The organism is Marinomonas sp. NPDC078689 (genome assembly GCF_044542435.1).
GTDB lineage: Bacteria > Pseudomonadota > Gammaproteobacteria > Pseudomonadales > Marinomonadaceae > Marinomonas > Marinomonas arenicola.
In genome coordinates this window covers 1-23,217 of sequence record NZ_JBITUJ010000004.1, presented here as the reverse complement: position 1 = coordinate 23,217, position 23,217 = coordinate 1, and the positions used below count along the sequence as shown (strand labels likewise).

Sequence of the window (23,217 nt, the reverse complement as noted above, 5' to 3'; positions counted from 1 at the left end):
TTATAGGTATTCTGGGAAAGTTTTTAAAATGTGTAAACGCGTATACGCACGAATAAAATGTTAGCCTTCAGGAGAGTTCAGTGGATCAAATTCCAAATACATTTTTAAGTAAAGCATCTGATGTACTTGGTGATACATCAAATGGACTTTCTGGTTCTAACATTGTTAAAGCATTCACTGACTATGCTTATGACTATGGTATAGACATTCCACATAGTTCTTACCCATTTGAATCGCCTAATAAACGATCGGCGCTGTTAGATAACTTACGCCGATTTGCCCCTGAGCAGCAATATAAAATCATTCGTGAATTGTGTGAACACCCAAAACTATCTCAGCCAGTAAATGATGAAGTTAATAACTTAAAAATTCAGCTAATAGCAAGATACGCATCTATATTTGGTACAATTACTGATACCACCCTCAATCAACCTTTGGTTGAAGAAGTTAAATCATTCATCACCGATTTTCCCGACAGCGAAGCTGTTTATTTGAGTGCTCTTACAAAATTTAACAACGGTGTTTTTGAACGAAACTTAGTTGATGACTTACGCCTTTCACTAGAACTATTACTTAAAAATTTATTTGGAAATGGTAAATCTATAGAAAATCAAATCCCAGCTATTGGTCAATTTATTAGTTCAAGTGGTGGTTCTAAACACTTCTCAAATATGTTTAGAACGCTCGTTGATTATTACACAAAATATCAAAATGCCTTTGTAAAACATAATGATGCGGTTATTGAGGAAGAAGTGGAGTTCATTTTTGAAATGACATCTTCTTTTATGAAACACCTTATAAAGATGCATCATAAAGGCTAACAAGGCTAACAAGGCTAACAAGGCTAACAAGGCCATCAAGTCGGATTCGTAACAGTTGGCTCAGTTCCGCTTCGCTACACATTTTAGCCAACTATTACTCACCGCTTATGGCGGCGTTACATGTTCAATTAAACTATGAGTAATAAATATGGTAAAACAAGACAAAGGGACAGTCAGTAGCATCCAGCTATCTTTTGCGCTGGTGATTGGATTACTGCTTGGTATGGTATCTTTCTATCTACTTAAAAGTGTGGATGATTACTCTAGTTTATTAGCTGCAGTAATCGGTGCATCAATCGCGTTGCTTGTACCAATATGGCAAACGTATGTCATTCAAAGATCAAAGTTGGCCCTTGAAGTGAATGGCATAAGTCGAAAGGTCTCAGATAAAGCTAAAGTTTCGTTAGACGAACACTCCGAGCTTTCATATCTACGTAAAATGAAAGAAGAGGACAGCCCCAGGTTTATTTTAATGGGAGGCGAACCTAAACGAGCTCCGCAAGATAGGTCTGTAACACTCGATGAACTAGAAGAGTTGTTGCAACGTGCTAAACAAGAGCTTAAAGACTTCCCTGAGAAAATTGCAGATAGAAAATCAGATCTTGAAAAAGTCAATGCTTTCACTCCAGAGACATTTTCAAAACATGAGTGTAACAAACTCAACAGGCCGCTACGTCCAGAAATTGACTTCAATGCCGAAGATGTTTCAGCTACCTTAGCTGAATTTAAAAGCCATTTTGAAGATAAGCTTTCGAATGTCAAAGAGAAGTATGATGAGCTTCAGTCATCGATTCCTGAAATAGAGCGAAAAGTACATCAGATAAAGGAAGACTTGATTGAGAATAAATCATATTTTGAGATCTCAGTTACTCTAATTAATTCAGGTCGTTTAAACACATCAGTTAAAAGACCAGCCTTATTTCGAGTATATATCGGCAAAGAAAACTACATAGATTTAAAACTGACTCTAAGTGATTTTGAATCAAAGTCTGAGATAGCACCTAACTCTACAGTAGTTGGTACCTTTTCGTCCTCTGATATTTCTCAGCTTCCAGAGGAAGATAGAAAACTTATAAATACTTACTGGGGGCAAAGTGTTCAATGCAAGTTATTCGTTGAGGACGTTCAAGGTGAAGCAACCGCATCTAATTCAATAGCGTTTTCAGAAGGGCTTTATCAAAAAATAATATTTGATCGATTAGCTGTTGTTGCTACTAATCAAAACATGTAATAAACGCGTCAATTAGGACCGGTTTTCCACTGGCGCTACAAATCAGACTATTACACGGGCGTTAGGTTCACTGGAGAGTATGTGCAATATTCAGATTGGCAGTATTGGTTTTGGATTAAAAGACTGAAGAAAGGTCGCTCTTTAGAACGTTGGGCCTTACGCCATCTACATCAGAGAGACTATTTGAATTTACTCGCCGAAAGAGTAATTGAATTCAACAGGCTTAATCATCGGCCATGCTCTGTACAAGTAAATTCTATCTGGATTGATGGGACGCCTCAGGCGACTGCAAAAGCTAGAGCTAAGGAAATCAAATGTGAATTGGCAGACTTACTTTATATAGTTGAAGAGTTAAATCATAAGGGAGACAGAATTTGTAGAAAAGGTATATTGCTACAAGGAAAGAACACTGTTCACCCCAGAAAGATTGATGGTGGTAATTCTACAAGAAAAGAGCGAGCATTATTTGAGAAGCTTGATAGAAGAGAAGAGCTAACTTTAAAGGTTGGTGTGAGTAAGACTTCCAGAATAATTGGAAATTATTTATTAGATTCGAGCGTAAAAGAAGGTCTTTCAGATTGTGCTCGATTTTTGTTAATGCCAAAGAATCGTTTCTGGCACCTCGATATTATTTTTAATTGGTCGCCTTTTCATATCACTTGGCCGAAAAGAGAAACATCCAATGAGATGGTTGTTGGGCAAAGTTTAACGGAAGCAATCTTGGAAATTTACAGTGGCACTGGCCTTGGAAAAGAAATTATTGCACCCGATATATGCGATTGGTCAAGAATGGTGTTAGATCTAGAGAACAGATACAAAGGCGTCGAAATGAAAGGATATGACAGACAAAAACGCCATTATTCTTCAGATATTTGCTCCTTCAGTATACATAACCGTTTTTCGAAAGACGTTCAAATCAATGCAGAAAGCTATGGCTTGAATGATGATCTAATTATTTTCGACACTTTGCCATACATTTCAATCATTAAAGTAAGTGTTCAATATCCCGAGCAAAATGAACCTAACAAGGATAATTTGGGTCAAAGTAAAATTAAATAAAAGGGGTACGCTACAGACAGAAGGTAGCCAAAAAATCTAGTAAGAATAGAAGAGGATGCTTAATTTTACTCTGCCCCCAATTATTTCTTAAATTTCAACTTAAAACAGCGTTAGCATTATAGTTTTCAAACGAAGGAGTTCCCCTATATGCTCGAAGATAACGACTATGAAATAGAGGCTATTAAGCTACTAGATCGACACTTAGCTGGAGTTATGTTTCCAGAGAAGTCGGGGATTGAAAAAGACAAACTTGTACAAATGTATCTTGAGTCGCGTGATATCTATAATCAAAATTTAGAAGATATTAAATTATCTAGGTGCGCTGAGTCATTATGGTCAACTTGTATTAGGGTTGTAAGGTGTTCTGGAATTGTAGGCGAAGATGCGACTAAATTACTCATTAATAAAGAAATGTACTCGCCGGACTCTAAGAGTCTTTACGAACATTCATTAAAGTTATATAACGAATTTACCGAATTGCAACAATGCTAACAAGAACTTAAAATCGGAAAAAAATAGCGAGCTATGCTTCGTTCCTTAACAAATTTTACCCTAAAATTTTAGCCGCGCAGAGCGCGGCGTTAAGGCTATAGAGTTACTCTTCATTTCGAAAAAATAGCCTTTTTTATGGGGTCGAGATGCATTACCTAGTACGTTAAAAGTGCTTAGGGTTGAGCTCAGAGGCTCGGTTTTTAATTAAATCTGGCTGTTGGAGTAATTCTAGAGCCTCGTTATGTTCACAGAGCAGCATCCAAGACAAGCATGCATATAATCCAATAACGCAGTAACTTAATTGTTTTCCCTTTATAACTTCTGATTCCTTATACACCTATATCTCCCTTTCTTTTAAGGAAGAAGAAATTAGTAGGGTAGGTGCCAAGTCTTTTTTCTTGTTTTTAACTGTGCCTGTCCTGTTAGTGTTGATATTTATATTTCAATCTTACACTAATTTCCATTAACTCAGATTCAATCAAGAAATTCTTTCCCTTTAATGCTTTCATCATCTCTCTCGGTAAAAAATCTTTTACTTCCGTTTTGTCACACTCAGTAAGAATTTTCATGGCAGCCTTTTTAACTGCTTTTTTATTAATATTAGATTCCCCCTTAATTAAATTATAATATGATGCTCCAAAAATTTTGCTTTGTTCGATTAGACTAACAATTGCCTCGCTATAAGAGTCATTCATGTAGGAAAAATCATCGTAACTTTCATATCCTTCTTTTTCTAAAAAACTTTTAGCTCCTGAGCTTTTTCCTGCAACAAATGCCAAAATATCTTCTACAATTAAATCCTTTAATAGCCTTGGTGGCAATTTGCAACTGGCATTAGCGCTAGCTAAAGTAAAAGATAATACGAGTGAAAACATTATTCTTATAAGCATAAAAACCTTATAAACGTAAATGATTTAAAATAGAAATTACTGATTGTCATATCACTTAGAATAAGAAAAATAAGCCAGTCTATCAATAGCAGACTTAACCAACCTCCTTTGAAAACTAGCTTTATACTGATGTCTGTTCTTCGATGGCAGCCATTCATACAAACCTTTTGTGCTTTTCTGCCTGTTCAATATTGCTGCGATGACTAAGCATCACCAAAATTTGTATGTTTCTCTTTACTCTACTCATTCGCTCCATGATCCCACACCATCCAAGACAACCATGCATATAACCCAATAAAACAGAAACCTTTGTTTTTTCTTGGTTTTAACTGTGCTTGTCCTGTTAGCTCTGTCCTTTTTCTGCCTTAGAAGAAGGTCGCGTTTGTGTTTAAAAAAAACATAAAAAAGCCCCCATTTAGTGAATCGATATCATTAAGTGGGGGCTTGTGTGACTTATTTCTTTTAAAGAGAATAAGAAGCGGGTTCTATTCTCCTAGCAACAACTTATCGTCGTCTAACTCTTCGCCGTCATTGCGGGCTTGAGCAAACAATTGCAGAAGGTCTTTCACGTCATAGTCTGCTCGGTTATCGCCTGATAAATCAAAAATGATTTTTCCTTCGTGGAGCATGATGGTTCTAGAGCCATGATCCAACGCTTGACGCATGGAGTGTGTCACCATCATCACGGTAAGCTGTTTCTCTTCAATGATTTGCGACGAGATATCCATAATGAGCGCCGCCGTTTTTGGGTCAAGCGCCGCTGTGTGCTCATCCAGCAAGAGAATACTGCTAGGTTGTAACGCCGACATCAGCAAGCTCACTGACTGCCTTTGTCCGCCTGAGAGTAACCCCATTTCGGCGCCAAGGCGGTCTTCAAGACCAAGATTAAGACGGCTTAACTGTTCCTTGAAAATCTTTCGCAGATTGTCATTTAAAGCAAACGAGAGGTTGCTTCTTTTGCCTCGCCCATAAGCGAGTGCCATGTTCTCTTCTACCGTCAAGTTGCCACAAGTACCCGCCAGAGGGTCTTGAAACACGCGTGCGATGTCTTTAGTGCGTCCAGTGGCTGGAAGTTTTGTGACATCTCGATCAGAAAATAAGATCTTTCCACGGGGCGATTCGATGTCACCGGCAATGGTGTTAAGTAAGGTTGATTTACCTGCACCATTGGAACCGATCACGGTCACAAACTCACCACTTGGGATGCTTAAATCCACGCCACGAAGGGCGAGTTTTTCGGTTGGTAGGCCGTGATTAAAGGTAACGTGTAGATTTTCGCAGCGAATCATACTCTTTCTCCCTTCGCTTTCTTGGTCTTCCATTCACGACGTAACTTGGGAAACACCAGCGCCAATGCCACTAGAACAGCGGTCAGCAAGTTGAGGTCAGACGCTTGGAAACCAAGGAAATCTGCATTGAGCGCCATAGAAACGGCAACTCGATACAAGAGGGAGCCGATAATACAGCTCATCACAATGACGAGAATAGAGCGCGTTGAGAACAGTGACTCACCAATAATGACCGCGGCCAAGCCAACGACAATCGTACCGATACCCATGGTGGAATCAGCAAACCCGTTCGTCTGGGCAAACAAGGCACCCGCTAAACCAACGAGGCCATTTGACAATGCCAAACCCACGTAGACTTTCTCGTTCACTACAATGCCGTTCGCTTGCGCCATGCGTTTGTTGGAGCCAACCGCACGCATAGCAAGACCGTATTGTGTGTTTAAGAACCAAGCAACCAGTAACCCACCAATCACGGCACAGAAGGCCACAAAAATCACCTTCATGTACATCGCCGGAATGCCAAGCGCCTCAAAAGGCGTCAACATAGTCGGTTCCATAATCAGGGCAACATTGGGTTTGCCCATCACCCGAAGGTTGATGGTATAAAGGGCGGTCATGGTTAAAATACTGGCTAACAGATGCAATATATTAAAGCGCAAATTCAGCCAGGCGGTGACAATACCCGCGCAAGCAGCGGCTAACGTACCGAGCAAAGTCGCCAGATATGGGTTGTAACCCAGCACGATCAAGGTAGCAGTAACAGCCGCACCAAGGGTGAAGCTGCCGTCTACGGTTAAGTCAGGAAAGTCTAATATTCGGAAGGTAAGGTAGACACCCATGGCAACCAAGCCATAAATGAAGCCTATCTCTAGTGTTCCTAAAAAAGCGTAAAGTGACAAGGTAGATCCTTATTATTCGATTATCTTAGTCGCTCGAGCGAGTACAGAGTCAGGAACCGTGATGCCCATGCGTTTGGCCATTTTTGGGTTCACATACAAGTTGGTTCCTTTGGCCATTTTCACATCAATGTCACCGGCTTTTTCACCCTTAAGAATGCGTACAACGATGTCACCTGTTTGGCGTCCAAGGTCAAAGTAATCGTAGCCAACTGCAGCAACAGCACCACGCGCAACCGTATCAGTATCACCAGCAAACACTGGGATTTGTGCGTCAATACCGACTTTAACAACGGATTCTACGGCACTGATGATGGTGTTATCGATAGGGGTATAAATCGCATCCACCTTGCCAACCAGTTGCTTGGCGGCAATCATAACGTCGGATGTTCTAGGCGCTGGTGCCTCAATGATTTTAATCCCCATTTCAGCGGCGACTTTTTTCACTTGCGCTAACATAGAAACAGAGTTCGACTCACCTGGGTTGTAGGGAATACCCACTGTTTTTAAATTCGGCAAAAACTCTTTGATTAATGACAAATGCTCCTTGATGTTCGCCATGTCGGATAAACCGGTCACATTGCCACCTGGTTTTTTCAGACTCGGTACTAATCGTGCCCCAACTGGGTCAGTAACGGCAGAAAAGACAACGGGAATGGAGTCGCTTACTGTCACTGCTGCTTGTGCTGAAGGGGTAGCGATAGCCACGATGACGTCTGGCTGGTCTCCGACCATCTTACGAGCGATCTGTGCGGCAATGTCGGGTTTTCCCTGAGCACTTTCGTAAGTGAATTTCAGGTTGTCGCCCTTGTAACCATTTTCATTTAGGGTTGCTTTGATACCATCACGAACTGCATCAAGAGCAGGGTGCTCAACAATGGCCGTCGTTGCCACGTAAACCGGGTCAGCTTGCGCAACGCCGCCTGCAATTGCGCTGGCCACAATCGCACTTTTAAAAATGGAACTGAATTTCATAGTAAATCCTTTGTCGTGAATATGTACAGAATGATACTTTCGATGAATTATTCTGTAAAAATATCACAGCATAGAGGCCAAAAACTAGATGAATCATCAGCGTGTTGGTCGATCAGCACTTGGATAGTGAGAATTAGGCAAAATAAAGAGCAAAAACAAGCTTATAAGGTCGAAATCCCTCTATTTATAAAGCAAAAGCTCCCCCCAGATTTTGCTTGTTTAACGATTGGCGTTGCTGATGAAAGCGAGGGCAGATTAACCATCGTTCTCTGAAATCGCTCTTAGAACGTAAGTCAGCATCATTAGACAGATCCATTTAATCACCATTGTGCTGATCAATGTGTTCGTTGTACCTTTTATTAAACGAGAAGGGGGCATTTGAGTTCCTTCTCTCAGCCTTTGCAATTAACACCCACTCAGGAGACATTCAATATGGACGTTCATAATCTCTTTACCTTCATGGCCGTTGCCGCTTTATTGGTTGTGTCTCCTGGTCCCAATGGTTTTCTTATTGCTAAGACGGTGCCCTTGTATGGGAAAAAGGCCGGTTTTTTAAACGTGTGGGGATTTGTTGCGGCTTTTTATGTGCATGGGACTCTGTCTATTTTTGGTATTTCTTTGTTGTTGGTTCAATCGGCTGAGGCTTTCTTCCTTTTTAAACTGTGTGGCGCTGCGTATCTTATCTGGATTGGTATAAAATCTTTGATGGCCGTGTTTAAAGCTCCCTCTCTTGAGGCTGTAAAAGCGCCTCAGACAGTGAAAAAAGCGGTATCAACCCGAGGTGCTTTTGTAGAAGGCTTTTTCACCAATGTGCTTAATCCTAAAGTCTCTATGTTTTACTTAGCCGCCTTCCCACAATTCCTTTCTGTAAACGACAGTCCATTAACTGCGTATGCTTTGGTGACGGCGCACTCTATGGTTAATTTAATTTGGTTTTCTCTTATGGTGCTTATGTTGTCGCGAGTTAAAAGCATGGCGAATAGTGCGCGTTTTAAAAGCGCATTAAACTCAGTCACTGGCGTGATATTTATTGGCTTTGGCGCAAAATTAGCGCTTATGAAAATCTCGGATTAATCGAAAAAGTAAGGTGGTTTTGCCATTAATTCGCTTTCAGTATTAATGGCTCAATTCGATATTGAGCGCAATATACTAAACGGGCAGTCAGCAAATTTGAGATGGAGGTGTTATGCAGTTTGACCTAGTAAAAGCAAACATGGCGTTTTCAACGGAGATGAATCAACTTACCTCTGAGCTGGGGTATGAGGTGAGCATTGATGACACCAAACGCTGGTTAGAGGCGTTGCTTAGCTCCGCTTCATATGCTGTGTTTGTGGCAGTGTCAGGACCAAAGGTTTGTGCTTGGATAGTGGTAGAAAAGCGTCTTTGTCTTGAATCTGGGTTTAGTGCAGAAATCACAGGTCTTGTTGTTGGCGCAAGGTTTCGTCGTAAGGGCATTGCACAAGCGCTGGTGAATGCAGCGCAACATTGGGCGCAAGAGCAAAATTTAGAGCGTCTTGTGGTCAGATCCAATGCATTACGAAAAGAGTCCCATATCTTTTATCCTTTGATCGGCTTTAGCCATTCTAAAACTTCTCAGGTCTACGTTAAAAGCCTCGCTTGTGTCGAATAGTTGCCTTGTTCTGGTAAATGTTTCTGATAAGAAAAGTATTACGGTAAGTTGATTTTCGCGAGCTAGCTTAAGCCGCCAGCTCTTCAAGTCTCTGCTAAGGCTAACGCCGACAGACATACAGCCACCGAAGACGATAATAGCGCTCATGAAGCAAACATCATAAGGAAGAGAAAGGTATGAAAATTGGATTTATCGGCACGGGTGTCATCTCTGATGCCATTGTTCGTGGTCTCATGAAAAGTGATACAGAGATGAGTTTTCTGTTGTCTCGTCGTAGTGCGTCACTGTCTGAGTGTCTTGCGAATGAGTTTTCTAATGTAGAGGTGGTTGATGATAATCAAGCCATTATTGACGCCTCAGATGTGGTGGTGTTGGCGGTGCGTCCGCAAGTGGCTGAAGCGGTATTGGCTGGGCTTACTATTCCTCCAGAGAAACAAGTCATTAGCCTAATCGCCACTCTAACACACGAGACATTGAGATCTTGGTTTGGTACTGAAGTGTCTATTTGTCGAGCGATTCCCTTGCCTTTCGTGGCCGACCAGCTTGGTATTACGGCCATTTACCCTGATCAAGCGGCGGCGAAAACGCTTTTTACTCTGCTTGGCACAGTCGTGGCGGCGACATCGCAAGTTGAGTTTGATCGTTATGGTATCGCCAGTGCGACTATGGGACTCTATTTTGAGACTGTCTCGACGCTGTCTGAATGGATCATTAAAGAAGGTGTGCCAGAGAGTCATTCCCAGTTGTATTTTTCCGCCTTGTTGCATGGACTTAATCAAACGGCTCTAAAACAAAATGAGACCTCTTTTCGCGACCAAGTGGCAGCACACAGCACGCCAGGAGGGTTAAATGAACAAGCGGTCAGCGTGTTTAAGCAGCAGGGCGGCCCTGAGGCCTTGATTTGTGCTCTAGAGAGTATTAAGGCGCGTATTTTGGCCAATTCGGCGCCAAACCCTGAAGAGCCCAAATAATCAAAGGCATCTGGCTTCTTTAAAATGGGTTAGTCTAGCGCCTTGTTTCTAACTAGCGTCAAGCTGCCGTCGATGTGTATGTCTCTTTGTGGGTAGGCGATGACGATGCCATGGTCGGCGAAGAGCTCATCGAGGCGAAAGCGTATGTTGCTTTTGGCCATGCGCAAGCCGCCTTCCACGTTGGATTGTATCCAAAAGTTCACATCGAAGATGAGGGCGTTGTCGCCAAAGTCTTCAAAGATGACTTGCACTTTGGGGTCGGTGAGCACACCTTCTTGTTCTTCGGCGGCTTGTCGCATGAGTTCAGCGACTTTCTTTGCTGGTGAACCATAAGCAACGCCGATTCTCACTGAGGTTCTCATTAATTTGTCGACGAGTGTCCAGTTCACTATGGTGTTTTCTAGGAGCTTGCTGTTGGGAATCAACATGTGCACGCCATCTACACGTCGGAATCGCGTCGAGCGGGTGTTGATTTCTTCCACTACGCCTTTGGCGTTTTCCACTTCTAAAAAGTCACCGATTCGGATGGGCTTTTCCCACATCAAAATCCAGCCACTGATGAAGTTATTGATGATGTTCTGTGCGCCAAAGCCAACGCCAATAGCGATAGCACCGGATAAAAAGGCAAAGGCAGTCACCGGAATATTAATGATCTCGAGCGCGGTGATCGTGATGATGCAAATGGCGATGACATACAACAAACGCTGAATAAGGTGGATGATGTTTGGGTCTGTGTGTCGGTTCGTCAGCTTTGAAGTGAGCAGTCGAACGAGGTATTTTGTGACCCAGAAGCCAATAAAGGCAAGCGTTGGGATCAATAGTAAACCGCCGACAGTGACGGCTTGTCCTGAGACAGAAAAGAGGATGTAGTTTAATGCGCTGTCGATATGGTCTAGGTCTAGCAAAGGTGTGGCTCCCGAATAACAATAAAGATATTAAATACTATTTTTATGATGGGTGCCTTATAAATGTGCAGGAAATGTGTTTTACAAATTGACAGAGACAAGTGACCAACCCCCATCCGACCCCTTCCCACGAAGGGAAGGGGAGGTTGAATGGCTGATCAGTTCGCTGTGTCGCCACGCTTCATTTGCATACGACGTAAAAACTCAGACATGATGTGCATGTAGAGTTCGTCCCCTAGGTATTTGTCTTCGACACCTCGGTCTATGCTCGGGTTATCATTCACTTCAATGACGTAACCGCGACCGTTGATTTCTTTTACGTCTACGCCATATAAACCGTCGCCAATGGGTTTGGTGGCGGCGATGGCGGCTTGCAACACTCGGCGCGGTACTTCAAACGTGGGGAGTGTGTCGAAGCCACCGCTTTCGCTGGCGCTGTCACTGTGCTGGTAGATCTGCCAGTGGTCTTTCACCATGTAGTAACGACAAGCAAAAATCGGTTTGTTGTTTAGCACTCCAATACGCCAGTCGAATTCAGTGTACAAATACTCTTGCACCAAGAGCAAAGACGATTTTTTAAACAAGGTGTTTAAGCTTTCAGTCAGTGCCGCGCGATTCTCGGCTTTAATAACGCCTTTAGAAAAGGCCCCGTCTGGGATTTTCACGACCATTGGGTAGCTAATGGCTGCTTCTAAGGCATCTTCGACGCTTTTCTCACCCTTGTGCACGATGCGTGTTTTTGGGCAAGGTACTTTGTGGGTGTTGAACAGGTCCGCTAAGTACACCTTATTGGTACAGCGCATGATGGATTGTGGGTCGTCCATCACGACCAAGCCTAAGCCTTCGGCTTTTTTCGCGAAGCGGTAGGTGTGGTGGTCTATGTTGGTGGTTTCACGAATAAACAAGCCGTCGTATTCTGGCAGGCGCAAGATGTCTTTTGGGCCGATGGTATCCACGTGAATACCAAGCTGTTTACCGGCTTGGATAAACTTCTTAATCGCTTGATCGTCGCTAGGCGGCATGGCTTCTTCTGGGTTAACCAAAATAGCCATGTCGAATTTCGCCGCGCGCTGGATGCGACCCTTGCTCCATACCTTGTTACTGAAGGCTTCTAGTGATTCTGCGAATAAGGTTTCTTCTGCGTCGTTCAGCTGGCGCTGGGAAGTGGCTTGTAAGGCGGTCACTTGCCATTCTTTGCGGTATTTCAAGGTGACTTCAAGCACCGGGCTTGGGAAGCTCTCGAACAACTTGCGAGCAAATTCTTTCATTTCTGGCAAAATCGTTTTGCCAAACACACAGTGGAATTTTAACTCCATTGGGGCTTCTGGCGTCGCCAGTTTTTTGGCAAGCAAAGGCAGCCAGTGGGAAATTTCCAGCTCGTATAGGTCTTTTTTGCTTAGGTCGTTTAACACGCGTACCGACGGCATAACGTGATGGCCGCGACTTTCTGCCAACAGCGAACAGTAATACCCGTCAGACAGGTATTTGCTGCTTTTACAAAGGTTGATGATGCGGGTGCGCCCTTGGCTTTTGGTGGCCAAGTTTAGGTATTGAGTAAAGGTGATCACACGATCACTGGGTAAAAACGCGGACCAATCTTTGGCCTGATCAACAACAATGTACGTCTGTGACATTGGCTTTGCTTTTCCTTCTATGAAGAGCAGTAAGTGAGTGTTTTTCACACGATGAATTTTTGCGAATAGTGCGCCTGTTTTGGTGTTTGTACAATAGTTTAAAACGAAAATATAAAATGTTTTTTTGACCAGTATTTGTACTATCTTTTGAGTGGATTTCGCCCTAGAATGCGCGAAAAATACCCTCGTCAATTATTCGGCGATCTGTTCCGATTAACTGTGCGATTCACCCCACTGTTTGCCCTTTTCTGAGGCGCTTAAATGACTGTTAATAGTGTTCCAATTTCTGGGTTGTTGCTTGATGTTCGTTCGGCTCATATCGACGATTTAAACGCATTGTTGGCGTTAGAAGCGCAAGCCTTTACTGGCGATCGCTTGAGCCGCCGTAGCTTTCGTCGTGCCATTACCAGTGGGGGTTCTGTTTTGTTGGTGGCGGTGAGTGAGCAAGGGTTATTGGGGTATGCTTTGTTGCATTTGCGTCAGGGCACTCGATTGGCGCGTTTGTACTCGTTAGCCGTGTCACCTGCCGCGCGCGGTTTAGGGGTGGGTAAAGCCTTGCTTGTGGCGTGTGAGAAAAAAGCCATTAAGCGAGGTAAGGCCTTGTTGCGTTTAGAAGTGAGCGATGTGAATCTCACCGCGATCGCGCTGTATCATAAAATGGGCTATCGGGATTTCGGTCATTACGACGCCTATTATGAGGATCAAACGGACGCCATTCGGATGCAAAAAACCTTGCGTTATCACGGGATCGAGCAATCGTCACATCCAGTGCCTTGGCTAGCACAAGGAACACCATTTACTTGCGGTCCTGCGTCGTTGCAAATGGTGTTGTCTGCGCTACAGAAAGAGTACCAAGCAACGCCAGACGATGAGCTGGAAATTTGGCGCGAAGCGACGACCATTTTTATGACTTCAGGGCACGGTGGTTGTCATCCGATGGGGTTGGCATTGGCGGCGCAAAAGCGTGGGTTATCGGCACAGTTATGGCTCAGTGAAGAAGGGCCTCTGTTTGTAGACAGTGTGCGTGATGAACTGAAAAAAGACGTGATTACCCGAGTGCATCAAGGTTTTGTTAAGCAATGCGTGGCGGCGAATATCGCAGTGAATTATCACACCATACCGTTAGAGCAGTTGATCGAGGCGTTTGACTCGGGCTCGTTGGCGTTGATTTTGATCAGCACCTTTCGGATGGACGGTAAAAAAGCCCCCCATTGGGTGGTGATGTCAGGTTATGACGAACATTGTATTTTGGTTCATGACCCAGACTTTGAAGAGAATGACGACACCCAAAGCCCGCTCGATTGCCAGTATTTACCGATCGCACGGGATGTGTTCGAAAAAATGTCGCGTTTTGGGCAGAGGCGCCTACAAGCCACCGTGGTGTTGAGTAAAAGGGGTAAGAGTTAAGTGCAATGTTAAGAGCATAATAAACCACATTCTCATCGGCTGACATGATATTGTTTGTTGATATTAAACGAATTAATTGAGGAGTGGTTCGATGAAGATCGCGTTAACCAGTGACAATATTGCCGGGGCTTCTGAGTCTGTTTTGCACGCCATGATGGAAGCATCCAAAGGCGATGCCATGCCGTATGGTAATGACGAGTCGACGGCACAAGTGACGGCCATGTTGTCTGAGTTGTTTGAATGTGAACTGGATGTCTTTTTGGTGTCGACAGGTACCGCAGCCAATGTGTTGAGTGTGAGTGCGATGACGCCGCCTTGGGGCAGCGTGTTGTGCCACACAGAAAGTCATTTGATGAATGATGAAAGTACCGCACCAGAGTTTTATACCGGCGGTGCTCGCTTCGTGGGTATCGAGGGTGCTGATGCTAAGATAGATCCTGTCTTGCTGAAGAAAATTGTTAATCAAAAAGTGGGCGATGTGCATTCTTGCCAACCTTCTGCAGTGAGTATCTCGCAAGTCACAGAAGTGGGCAGTGTGTATTCTTTGGAAGAAATCCGTGAGATTACGAATGTGGCGAAAGCTGCGGCGATTCCTGTGCATATGGATGGCGCGCGCTTTGCCAATGCGTTGCTGGCATTGGGTTGCTCGCCCGCTGAAATGACGTGGAAAGCGGGTATTGATATCGTCTCTTTCGGTGCGACTAAAAACGGCACCATGGCGTCGGAAGCGATTGTTGTTTTTAATAAAGCCTTGTCCAAAGAGTTGGGTTTTCGCCGTAAGCGTGGTGGGCATTTGCATTCAAAAATGCGTTTGTTGTCGTCGCAGATGGTGGCGTATTTAACGGACGATTTGTGGCGTAAAAATGCGACTCATGCCAATGCCATGATGGCCTTGTTGCAAGAAGGGTTAAAATCTGTGCCTGGGGTGGTGATTAATACGCCGGCGCAAGCGAATATGTTGTTTTGCACCTTGCCCGCTGGCATGGCAGAGCATTTACAAGCAGAGGGTTTTGCTTTTTATGGTGGTCGCTGGGAAGAGGGGGTTGTTCGCTTGGTGACATCGTTTAGAACACCCGCAGAGGGGATCGATGCCTTTGTCGCAAGTGCAAGGCGTTTTGCTGACTCTGTGTAGTTGCATTTTAGTAATGACTTTTGGCAATGGAAAGTGCCTACTGTGAGTGCGGTGATCATATCGTATTCTCTGTGCCTCGCTTTTTTGGGTGAGGCACAGTGATGGCTTATTCAGATTGATAAAGGATCTATGACTATGGAAGAGTTACTCCATTATGTATTGAACGTGCAGGTGCTCGTACTGGTGCTTGCGGTTGTCTTGTTGAAAAACTCCATTAAATTTGTGCCTCAGAATCAGGCGTATGTGATTGAGCGTTTTGGTAAATACCAATCAACAAAAGAAGCGGGTTTAAACTTCATCCTCCCCTTTATTGACCGAATTTCAGCAGATCGTTCGTTAAAAGAGCAGGCCGTTGATGTGCCTGAGCAAAGCGCGATTACCAAAGACAATATCTCTTTGCACGTAGGCGGTGTTTTGTATTTTCGTGTGCTTGATGCTTATAAAGCCACTTATGGTGTAGATAACTACGTGTTTGCGGTGACTCAATTGGCGCAAACAACGATGCGTTCTGAGCTGGGTAAAATGGAGCTGGACAAAACCTTCGAAGAGCGTGATGTGCTCAATACCAATATTGTCGCCTCGATCAACGACGCAGCGGGCCCTTGGGGTATTCAGGTGCTGCGTTACGAAATTAAAGACATAGTGCCGCCACAGTCTGTGATGGAAGCCATGGAAGCGCAAATGAAGGCTGAGCGTGTTAAACGTGCGCAAATTTTGGAATCCGAAGGGGACCGCCAAGCCGCGATTAACCGTGCAGAGGGTAAAAAAGCGTCTGTGGTGCTTGCTGCTGAAGCGGATAAAGAAGAGCAGGTATTACGCGCAGAAGGTGAGGCAAAAGCGATAGTGGCTGTTGCATCGGCTCAGGCTGAAGCCTTGCGTCAAGTGGGTGAAGCCGCTGCGACAGAAGAAGGGCAAAAAGCCATTCAGCTAGATTTGGCAACGAAAGCCATTGAAGCGAAGCGCGCGATTGCGAAAGAATCGTCTGTTGTGTTGTTGCCAGACGGCTCGACTGAAGCGTCTGCCGTTGTCGCACAAGCCATGACGATTATCCAGAAAATGACGAAAGGGAGCTAGTCATGGATTTCTTTACCAATAATCTGGCTGAAAGCTTATTGATCATTGGCTTGATTCTATTGGTCATTGAAGTGGCCGTGTTGGGCTTTTCTACTTTTGTGCTGTTTTTTGTTGGCTTGGCGGCGATGGTCACTGGGGCGTTACTCTATGTGAGTATTTTGCCTGACAGTGGTTTAGGCGCGCTGTTTAGTACCGGTATTCTGACCATTGTTTTTGCCATTGTGTTGTGGCGCCCTTTGAAGCGCATGCAATCAAGCGTGAGTCCGAAAAAAGCGCAGGGGGATTTGGTGGGGCATCAGTTTGTTTTAAAAGACTTTGTGTCGCCTGCTGTGTCTCCGTCTTATCATTATTCTGGTGTGAATTGGACATTGATTAGTGACGAGGCCATTGAGGCGGGTACACGGGTTGAGGTGATTGAAGCAGAAGTCGGTGCGTTTCATATTAAAGCGGTCAATTTGAGTCAATGATGGTTATTAGTTTGAATCCGCAACGATAGGGTAAACGGCAAAAAAAAGGGCTTCCGATGGAAGCCCTTTTTTGTGTCTTTTTTTGCTTAGCGAGTTTTTACTTAACGAAGAATCAAGAGCGGAATGTTGCTTTCGATAATCATTTTAGAGGTGTTGCTGCCGACGAAGAAGCGTTTTACTTTTGAATGGGCGTAGGCGCCCATAACCATCAGCTCGATGTCATTCGCTTGGCGGTAGTCTGTTAGTACTGGGTAAATATCCCCAGCGATCAAAGACGCGGTAACATCAAAACCTTCTTTTTCTAGCAATGCTTTGGCATTTTCAAATTTACAGCGTCTTGCTTCGGTGTTTTCTCCAGCCATGACTAGGTGGCAGGTTAGGCCTTTTAGTAATGGGCTTTTGATAATGCGCGCAATAGCGTTGTCGGATGTTTCTCGACCATCGTAGGCGATCATGAAATTGGTTGGTGCTTTAAATTCCCCAACGGTGATCAAGATCGGACGATGCAGTGCTCTGGCAGCACGTTCAATATGAGAGCCAATGGTGTTGGCGTTCATGTTGTTGCCACCACAGCGACCGAGTACGACCAAGCGAGTGCTTTCTTCAAGGTCTGTCAGGGTTTCAACAAGGTCCCCATGACGTTGCAATAGAGCGGTGTCTTTGGTGCCGGCTTCTTGAGCGTGCTTTTGAGCGTCACTCAGGATGGCTTTACCTTGCTCAAGCGCCAATTTGGCACGTTTTTCATCCAACTCTGTTAGTTCGCTTAGCAAGTATTCTCGACTGCCGAAGCCAATAGAGCCGGATAGGTCGTTGTTGCTGGTAATGGGCGCTTTTTCAAGAGAGTGCAGTAGCGTCAATGGGGCATCCATTTTAATGGCGGCCCAGACAGAGGCTTTTGTCACGTACTCAGATAAAAAGGAGTCATCGATACACGCAATTACGTTTGTCATTATTGTTCTCCTATTTGCCTTAATGGCCACTTAGCAATTTATCGGCTTCTTCGGGTTTGTTATGAACGCCGAATTTATCCACCACGGTCGCGCTGGCTTCGTTCATGCCGACAACGTCTACTTGGGCTCCTTCGCGGCGGAATTTGATGACCGCCGTGTCGAGTGCAGAGACAGCAGTAATGTCCCAGAAGTGCGCAGCAGATAAGTCGATAGTAACTTTCTCAAGGGCTTCTTTGAAGTCGAATGCTTGATTGAATTGATCTGAAGAGGCAAAGAACACTTGGCCGACGACTTTGTAAGTGCGGTGTGCGCTGTTTTCGTCCTTGCTGCTGGAGATGGACATAAAACGTCCGACTTTATTAGCGAAGAAAAGAGAAGCCAATAGTACGCCAACCAAAACACCAATCGATAAGTTATCTGTCGCCACAACAACGGCCACTGTCACTATCATGACGATGTTTGTTGAAAGCGGGTGTTTCTTAAGGTTAATAATGGAATCCCATGAGAAGGTTCCGATCGATACCATGATCATCACGGCAACCAAGGCTGCCATTGGTATTTGACCAATCCACTCGCCTAAGAACACCACCATGATTAACAAGAAGAAACCGGCGATAAAGGTAGAGAGTCGACCACGACCACCAGATTTTACGTTAATGACGGTTTGTCCAATCATACCGCAACCAGCCATGCCACCAATGAAACCGGTGAAGATGTTTGCAACCCCCTGGCCTTTACACTCACGGTTTTTGTCGCTGGTAGTGTCAGTGAGTTCGTCGACGATTGTCGCGGTCATCATTGATTCAAGCAGACCGACAACCGCTAAGCTTAGGGAGTAAGGCAAGATGATCAAGAATGTATCTAGGTTTAATGGGATATCAGGAAGCAAGAACACAGGTAGGGAATCGGGTAATTCCCCCATGTCACTGACGGTGTGAATATTGAGGCCGTTCATCATGGAGAAGATGGTCAAAACCACAATGCAAACCAACGGTGACGGGAGATTTTTACCCAGTACCGGTACATATGGGAAGAGGTAGATGATTCCTAACCCTACGGCGGTCATGGCATAAACGACCCAAGTCACATTGGTCAGTTCTGGCAGTTGGGCCATGAAAATCAAAATGGCTAGCGCGTTAACAAAGCCCGTGACGACGGATTTTGAAACAAAACGCATCAAGTTACCGAGTTTTAAGTACCCCGATATTATCTGAAATAGTCCGGCTAAGATGGTGGCGGCCAACATGTATTGTAGGCCGTGATCTTTAATCAGATCCATCATCACCAATGCCATGGCGCCGGTTGCTGCAGAGATCATCGCAGGGCGTCCGCCAAAAATAGAGATGACGACAGCAATACAGAAAGAGGCGTAAAGGCCTACTTTAGGATCAACACCTGCAATAATGGAGAAGGCAATGGCTTCAGGAATAAGAGCAAGGGCCACAACCGTTCCTGAAAGGGTGTCGCCTTTTATGTTTGAGAACCAGTCTCGTTTAATTGAATCGATCATTTGTTACCTTTTATATCGCTATTTTTTACGTGCCATGCTTCGTTTTTCTAGGCTAATGCCCAGTTTTAAACTTACTGTCTTTAACGTTAATAAAGCATGGTTGGGTATGTATCGTCATAAGGCTATGACGTTTGCATGCTTACCATTTGGTTGCATGCGATAGGAAGGTACTTTAAGCGACACAATCTGCGTGTGTTGCGCCACGCCGTATTTACAGCGAAAGTTAAAAAGTAGCGGAATTATAAAGTTTTAGTCTAAATATGACAACCAAAGTGGGGGCTTGTAGAAGGGGGTTCATAAAAGAAAACGTAAGAATCGTAAAGAAGGGCTTTGGATCGGCTGAATTTATTTGGGTGCGGTGACTTTTTCATTTTTCTTTTATGAAAATTTATTTATAGTTCGGCGGTTGTTTTTTTATATTGTCTTTTTTTTTAACGTTTTTAAGTAGTAAGTAGCAGTTTATGGATGTTGTACAGAGTCTTATTTTAGGCGTGGTTGAGGGAATAACGGAGTTTTTACCTATTTCGTCCACGGGGCATTTGATTGTCGTTAGTCAATGGTTGGGATTGGAACAAACAGATACTAATAAAGCCTATGAAGTCATTATCCAGCTGGCGGCCATTTTGGCAGTGGTGGCGAACTATCGAGAAAGGTTCACGTTCAAGCATACGGTCTTGTGGCTCAAGGTGGCGCTGTCTTTTATTCCTGTGGGCATTGTGGGTCTGCTATTTCATGAGCAGATTAAGTCTATTTTTTCAGTTCCTGTGGTGGCGATCATGTTTATTGTCGGCGGTGTGGTGTTTTTAATTACCGAGAAAGTGATTAAAAACAAGGCGCCGCTGGTGGAAGAGTTGGATGACATTACTTTTAAACAAGCCTTTTTGATTGGCGTAGCGCAAGTGTTTGCATTGATTCCTGGAACAAGTCGGGCAGGGTCAACGATTGTCGGAGCACTTCTGGTCGGTTTAAGTCGCAAGGCCAGTGCGGAGTTTTCGTTTTTGTTGGCGTTACCTGTCATGGTGGCGGCGTCTGGCTTGGATTTGATCTCTAATTATAAGGTGTTTAGTGGGGAGAACCTGACCGTACTGCTGGTTGGTTTTGTCACGGCTTTTATTAGTGCCTTTATTGTGATGAAGCTGTTTATGGTGTTTCTGCAACGATTCACGTTTGTGTCGTTTGGTTGGTATCGTATTGTGTTTGGAATAGGGCTGCTTTTCTTCACTATCTGAGTGTAACGAAACGTATCTATTTGTCAGTAAAACGTTGTTATAGGCCGCTATAGTACCAAGGTACAGTAGCGGCCTTTTTTGTTCTTGGCTAAGCTGCAAGTAATTGAAATTTTATTCGACTTGTTTAGGGAATCTAACAATGAGCGACAGCCAAACATCTTTTGCAACACTAGGGTCTCCAATCGGAACTATCACTCAGGTTACTGGGTCAGTAGTTGTTAAATCCATTGATGGGAATGAGCGCGTTGTTCAGGTAGGTGACCCTATCTTTTATGGCGAAACCGTAGAAACGGGTACTGGCGGCAGTGCGACTATCAAGTTCATCGACGGTTCAGAGGTAGTGATTGGTGGTGACTCGGTTGTGGTTATCAATGATGAAGTCTATTCACCAGATGATGTTGATGGCTTGGCTCAAGATTCCAGTACCGACACTGAAGCATTACAACAAGCGATTGCTGACGGCGCCGATCCTACCTTAATTCAGGATGCGCCAGCGGCAGGTGAAGAAATAGTCAGCCAGCAGCAGCGTGTGGATGTTGATGTTGCTAGGAACCAAGACGGGTCATTGCCAAACTTTGGTTTTAATACCGGTCTTGATAGTTCATTGCCAAGTTATGGCTATGATACTAATAATTCTTTCTCGACACTTTCGTCTACCACGCAAACTTCCTCGAGCTCAAGTCGCACGGCAGACAATACAGCGGACATCGATAACAACTTGACGGTTTCTGTCTCTGCATCCGATCAGACAACAAATGCCAGCGAAGCCAGTAGTGTTTCTGTGACATTGAGTGGCGTTGATAATGATGCGGCTCAAATTAGCGTTGTTTTTAGTGATGGTTCTTCTTCAATTACAACAAATGCAGTACAAGACGGTGCTGGAAACTGGACGGTACCTGATACCGATATTAGTTCTCTCAATGATGGCACAGTGTCAGTGACGACCACTGTGACTGACAGTACTGGAAATACGGCTCAATCCCAAACAGCGCTGACTCTAGATCAGACGATTACAGGTAGCATTTCTGTTTCAGATGTTACTGAGGATGACATTGTTTCTGCCGCAGAGGGTGAAACAACAATCGCTATTAGCGGTATTGTGACCGGCGATGCTCAAGATGGCGATGTGGTTACGCTTACTATCAACGGTAAAGAGTACACAGGTGAAATAACCAATCGTACATTTAGTATTGATGTAGATGGGCAGGACCTTATTGATGATCCAGATAGGAATATCGAAGCTTCCGTTACATTTACAGATGACGCTGGCAATACGCTTCTTGTGACATCGGATTCGCATTATGAGGTAGATACCACGGCTGACCTCTTTGGCGACTTCTCTGTTTCAATTGCAGACTCAGATTTAGTCACAAACCTTGAAGAAGCTACGGACGTAACTGTGACATTAGATGGCATTGATCGAGATGCTGATACTGTAACGGTTATTTTCAGTGATGGTACTAATAGTGTTAATGGTGTAGCTACTTTAGTAGACGATGAGTGGGTTGTTGCAGATACAGATATCAGTGGTTTAACAGATGGCACTATCACTGTTACGGCGACTGTTACGGATGAGGCAGGTAATACAGCTGTCGCAACAAATAGCTTAGATTTAGATACAAGCGCTGACACAGATAATAATTTTGAAGTGGTTGTTACCGAGTCAGATGAAATTGCGAATGCTGACGAAGTGGGTTCAGTCAATCTCACGCTAGCTGGTGTAGATGATGATATTGAATCCATTAGTGTTACGTTTAGCGATGGGGACACTAGTACACCAGATGTTGTTGCGGAAGCTGTTCTTGTCGATGGCGTGTGGACTGTTGATGCAGACCTGAGCAGCTTAAATGACGGTAGCATTAGTATTAGTGCAACAGCGACAGACGATGCCGGCAATACTGTTACAGAAACAAGCAGTTTAGAATTAGACACCAGTGCGGACACCGACAATAACTTCAACGTGGCTGTGGCCGAAAGTGATGCAGTAACCAACGCAGACGAAGCAGGCACGGTGAGCGTGACCTTGAGTGGCGTGGACGCAGACGCAGAAACTGTGGCTGTGACCTTCAGTGATGGCGACGACAGCACTGCCGATGTCGTGGCTAACGCAACGCAAAATGACGACGGCACCTGGTCTGTTGCAGACGTCGATCTTTCAACTTTAAACGACGGCAATATTTCAGTAACTGCCACCGTTACCGACGATGCGGGCAATACTTCTACTACTACCGACACCCTAGATTTAGACACTAGCGCTGATTCTGATGACACTGCGTTGTCTGTCAGCGTCGCTGATTCTGATACGATTGTTAGTGCAGCTGAGGCGGGATCTGTAAGCGTCACTTTAGATGGCGTCGACAGTGATGCAGAAACGGTTACGGTTACGTTCAGTGATGGCGATGACGGCACTGAAGACGTGGTCGTTGAAGCGACTCAAAATGATGACGGTACTTGGTCTGTTGCAGACGCCGATCTTTCTACTTTGATCGACGGCAATATTACAGTAACCGCCACAGTTACTGACGATGCGGGCAATACTTCTACTACTACCAATACCCTAGATTTAGACACCAGTGCCGACACCGACAACAACTTCAGCGTGGCGGTGGCCGAAAGCGATGCAGTGACCAACGCAGACGAAGCGGACTCTGTTAG

General features: G+C 44.5%; 22 protein-coding genes. 14 read left to right on the top strand and 8 right to left on the bottom strand.

Annotated elements, in window-relative coordinates; all coding sequences use genetic code 11:
- Window positions 1-80 precede the first annotated feature (80 nt).
- The 4 genes from ACIGBN_RS08525 (at window position 81) to ACIGBN_RS08510 (ending at window position 3,603) form a co-directional block, all read left to right on the top strand.
- The gene (locus ACIGBN_RS08525; RefSeq protein ID WP_396664854.1) at window positions 81-821 is read left to right on the top strand and encodes a hypothetical protein; all 741 of its coding nucleotides are present in this window, start codon (window positions 81-83) and stop codon (window positions 819-821) included.
- A 148-nt stretch (window positions 822-969) separates the two neighbouring features.
- Window positions 970-2,052 (top strand): hypothetical protein, encoded by a 1,083-nt coding sequence (locus ACIGBN_RS08520; protein ID WP_396664853.1) that lies wholly within the window; start codon window positions 970-972, stop codon window positions 2,050-2,052.
- An 81-nt stretch (window positions 2,053-2,133) separates the two neighbouring features.
- A complete protein-coding gene (locus ACIGBN_RS08515; protein ID WP_396664851.1) occupies window positions 2,134-3,111 on the top strand; it encodes a hypothetical protein in 978 nt (325 codons plus the stop codon).
- A 147-nt stretch (window positions 3,112-3,258) separates the two neighbouring features.
- A complete protein-coding gene (locus ACIGBN_RS08510; RefSeq protein ID WP_396664849.1) occupies window positions 3,259-3,603 on the top strand; it encodes a hypothetical protein in 345 nt (114 codons plus the stop codon).
- Window positions 3,604-4,025: 422 nt separating this feature from the next.
- On the opposite strand, the gene ACIGBN_RS08505 is transcribed toward ACIGBN_RS08510, so the two are convergent.
- The 4 genes from ACIGBN_RS08505 to ACIGBN_RS08490 all read right to left on the bottom strand — a co-directional run bounded on the left by ACIGBN_RS08505 (window position 4,026) and on the right by ACIGBN_RS08490 (window position 7,653).
- A complete protein-coding gene (locus tag ACIGBN_RS08505) occupies window positions 4,026-4,478 on the bottom strand; it encodes a hypothetical protein (RefSeq protein WP_396664847.1) in 453 nt (150 codons plus the stop codon).
- Between the two features lie 500 nt (window positions 4,479-4,978).
- The gene (locus ACIGBN_RS08500) at window positions 4,979-5,782 is read right to left on the bottom strand and encodes an ABC transporter ATP-binding protein (protein WP_396664845.1); all 804 of its coding nucleotides are present in this window, start codon (window positions 5,780-5,782) and stop codon (window positions 4,979-4,981) included.
- The gene (locus tag ACIGBN_RS08495) at window positions 5,779-6,681 is read right to left on the bottom strand and encodes an ABC transporter permease (RefSeq protein WP_133001273.1); all 903 of its coding nucleotides are present in this window, start codon (window positions 6,679-6,681) and stop codon (window positions 5,779-5,781) included. Before ACIGBN_RS08495 ends, ACIGBN_RS08500 begins: the two co-directional genes overlap by 4 nt.
- A gap of 12 nt (window positions 6,682-6,693) precedes the next feature.
- Window positions 6,694-7,653 (bottom strand): ABC transporter substrate-binding protein, encoded by a 960-nt coding sequence (locus tag ACIGBN_RS08490; protein WP_396664843.1) that lies wholly within the window; start codon window positions 7,651-7,653, stop codon window positions 6,694-6,696.
- Between the two features lie 42 nt (window positions 7,654-7,695).
- Between ACIGBN_RS08490 and ACIGBN_RS08485 the strand changes: the two genes are divergently transcribed.
- From ACIGBN_RS08485 to ACIGBN_RS08470, 4 genes are all read left to right on the top strand, one after another.
- On the top strand, window positions 7,696-7,926 hold the full coding sequence (locus ACIGBN_RS08485) for a hypothetical protein (RefSeq protein ID WP_396664841.1): 231 nt from the start codon (window positions 7,696-7,698) through the stop codon (window positions 7,924-7,926).
- Window positions 7,927-8,085: 159 nt separating this feature from the next.
- The gene (locus tag ACIGBN_RS08480; RefSeq protein WP_396664840.1) at window positions 8,086-8,727 is read left to right on the top strand and encodes a LysE family translocator; all 642 of its coding nucleotides are present in this window, start codon (window positions 8,086-8,088) and stop codon (window positions 8,725-8,727) included.
- 112 nt (window positions 8,728-8,839) lie between these two features.
- Entirely contained in the window at window positions 8,840-9,283 is a 444-nt protein-coding gene (locus tag ACIGBN_RS08475; protein WP_396664838.1) for a GNAT family N-acetyltransferase, read from the top strand.
- Between the two features lie 176 nt (window positions 9,284-9,459).
- Complete coding sequence (locus ACIGBN_RS08470; RefSeq protein ID WP_396664836.1) at window positions 9,460-10,254, top strand: pyrroline-5-carboxylate reductase; 795 nt, start codon at window positions 9,460-9,462, stop codon at window positions 10,252-10,254.
- 29 nt (window positions 10,255-10,283) lie between these two features.
- Here the strand turns inward: ACIGBN_RS08470 and ACIGBN_RS08465 are convergent, their stop codons facing one another.
- Together ACIGBN_RS08465 and ACIGBN_RS08460 are read right to left on the bottom strand one after the other, a co-directional pair.
- Entirely contained in the window at window positions 10,284-11,159 is an 876-nt protein-coding gene (locus ACIGBN_RS08465) for a mechanosensitive ion channel family protein (protein ID WP_396664834.1), read from the bottom strand.
- Window positions 11,160-11,317: 158 nt separating this feature from the next.
- Entirely contained in the window at window positions 11,318-12,793 is a 1,476-nt protein-coding gene (locus ACIGBN_RS08460; RefSeq protein WP_396664833.1) for a RimK family protein, read from the bottom strand.
- 261 nt (window positions 12,794-13,054) lie between these two features.
- On the opposite strand from ACIGBN_RS08460, the gene ACIGBN_RS08455 reads away from it, so the two are divergent.
- From ACIGBN_RS08455 to ACIGBN_RS08440, 4 genes are all read left to right on the top strand, one after another.
- Window positions 13,055-14,200: a peptidase C39 family protein gene (locus tag ACIGBN_RS08455; RefSeq protein WP_396664831.1), complete on the top strand. Its 1,146-nt coding sequence runs from the start codon at window positions 13,055-13,057 to the stop codon at window positions 14,198-14,200.
- A 91-nt stretch (window positions 14,201-14,291) separates the two neighbouring features.
- Window positions 14,292-15,332 carry a threonine aldolase family protein gene (locus ACIGBN_RS08450; RefSeq protein WP_396664829.1) on the top strand — a complete coding sequence of 347 codons (1,041 nt, stop codon included), beginning with the start codon at window positions 14,292-14,294 and terminating at the stop codon, window positions 15,330-15,332.
- A 135-nt stretch (window positions 15,333-15,467) separates the two neighbouring features.
- Window positions 15,468-16,406 (top strand): SPFH domain-containing protein, encoded by a 939-nt coding sequence (locus tag ACIGBN_RS08445; RefSeq protein WP_396664827.1) that lies wholly within the window; start codon window positions 15,468-15,470, stop codon window positions 16,404-16,406.
- Window positions 16,407-16,408: 2 nt separating this feature from the next.
- On the top strand, window positions 16,409-16,873 hold the full coding sequence (locus ACIGBN_RS08440) for an NfeD family protein (RefSeq protein ID WP_396664825.1): 465 nt from the start codon (window positions 16,409-16,411) through the stop codon (window positions 16,871-16,873).
- 101 nt (window positions 16,874-16,974) lie between these two features.
- Here the strand turns inward: ACIGBN_RS08440 and ACIGBN_RS08435 are convergent, their stop codons facing one another.
- Together ACIGBN_RS08435 and ACIGBN_RS08430 are read right to left on the bottom strand one after the other, a co-directional pair.
- On the bottom strand, window positions 16,975-17,823 hold the full coding sequence (locus ACIGBN_RS08435; RefSeq protein WP_396664823.1) for a universal stress protein: 849 nt from the start codon (window positions 17,821-17,823) through the stop codon (window positions 16,975-16,977).
- A 19-nt stretch (window positions 17,824-17,842) separates the two neighbouring features.
- The gene (locus ACIGBN_RS08430) at window positions 17,843-19,333 is read right to left on the bottom strand and encodes a SulP family inorganic anion transporter (protein ID WP_396664821.1); all 1,491 of its coding nucleotides are present in this window, start codon (window positions 19,331-19,333) and stop codon (window positions 17,843-17,845) included.
- 461 nt (window positions 19,334-19,794) lie between these two features.
- Between ACIGBN_RS08430 and ACIGBN_RS08425 the strand changes: the two genes are divergently transcribed.
- Window positions 19,795-20,562 (top strand): undecaprenyl-diphosphate phosphatase, encoded by a 768-nt coding sequence (locus ACIGBN_RS08425; RefSeq protein ID WP_396664819.1) that lies wholly within the window; start codon window positions 19,795-19,797, stop codon window positions 20,560-20,562.
- A 139-nt stretch (window positions 20,563-20,701) separates the two neighbouring features.
- A partial coding sequence (locus tag ACIGBN_RS08420; RefSeq protein WP_396664817.1) for a retention module-containing protein occupies window positions 20,702-23,217 on the top strand: 2,516 nt, incomplete at its 3' end.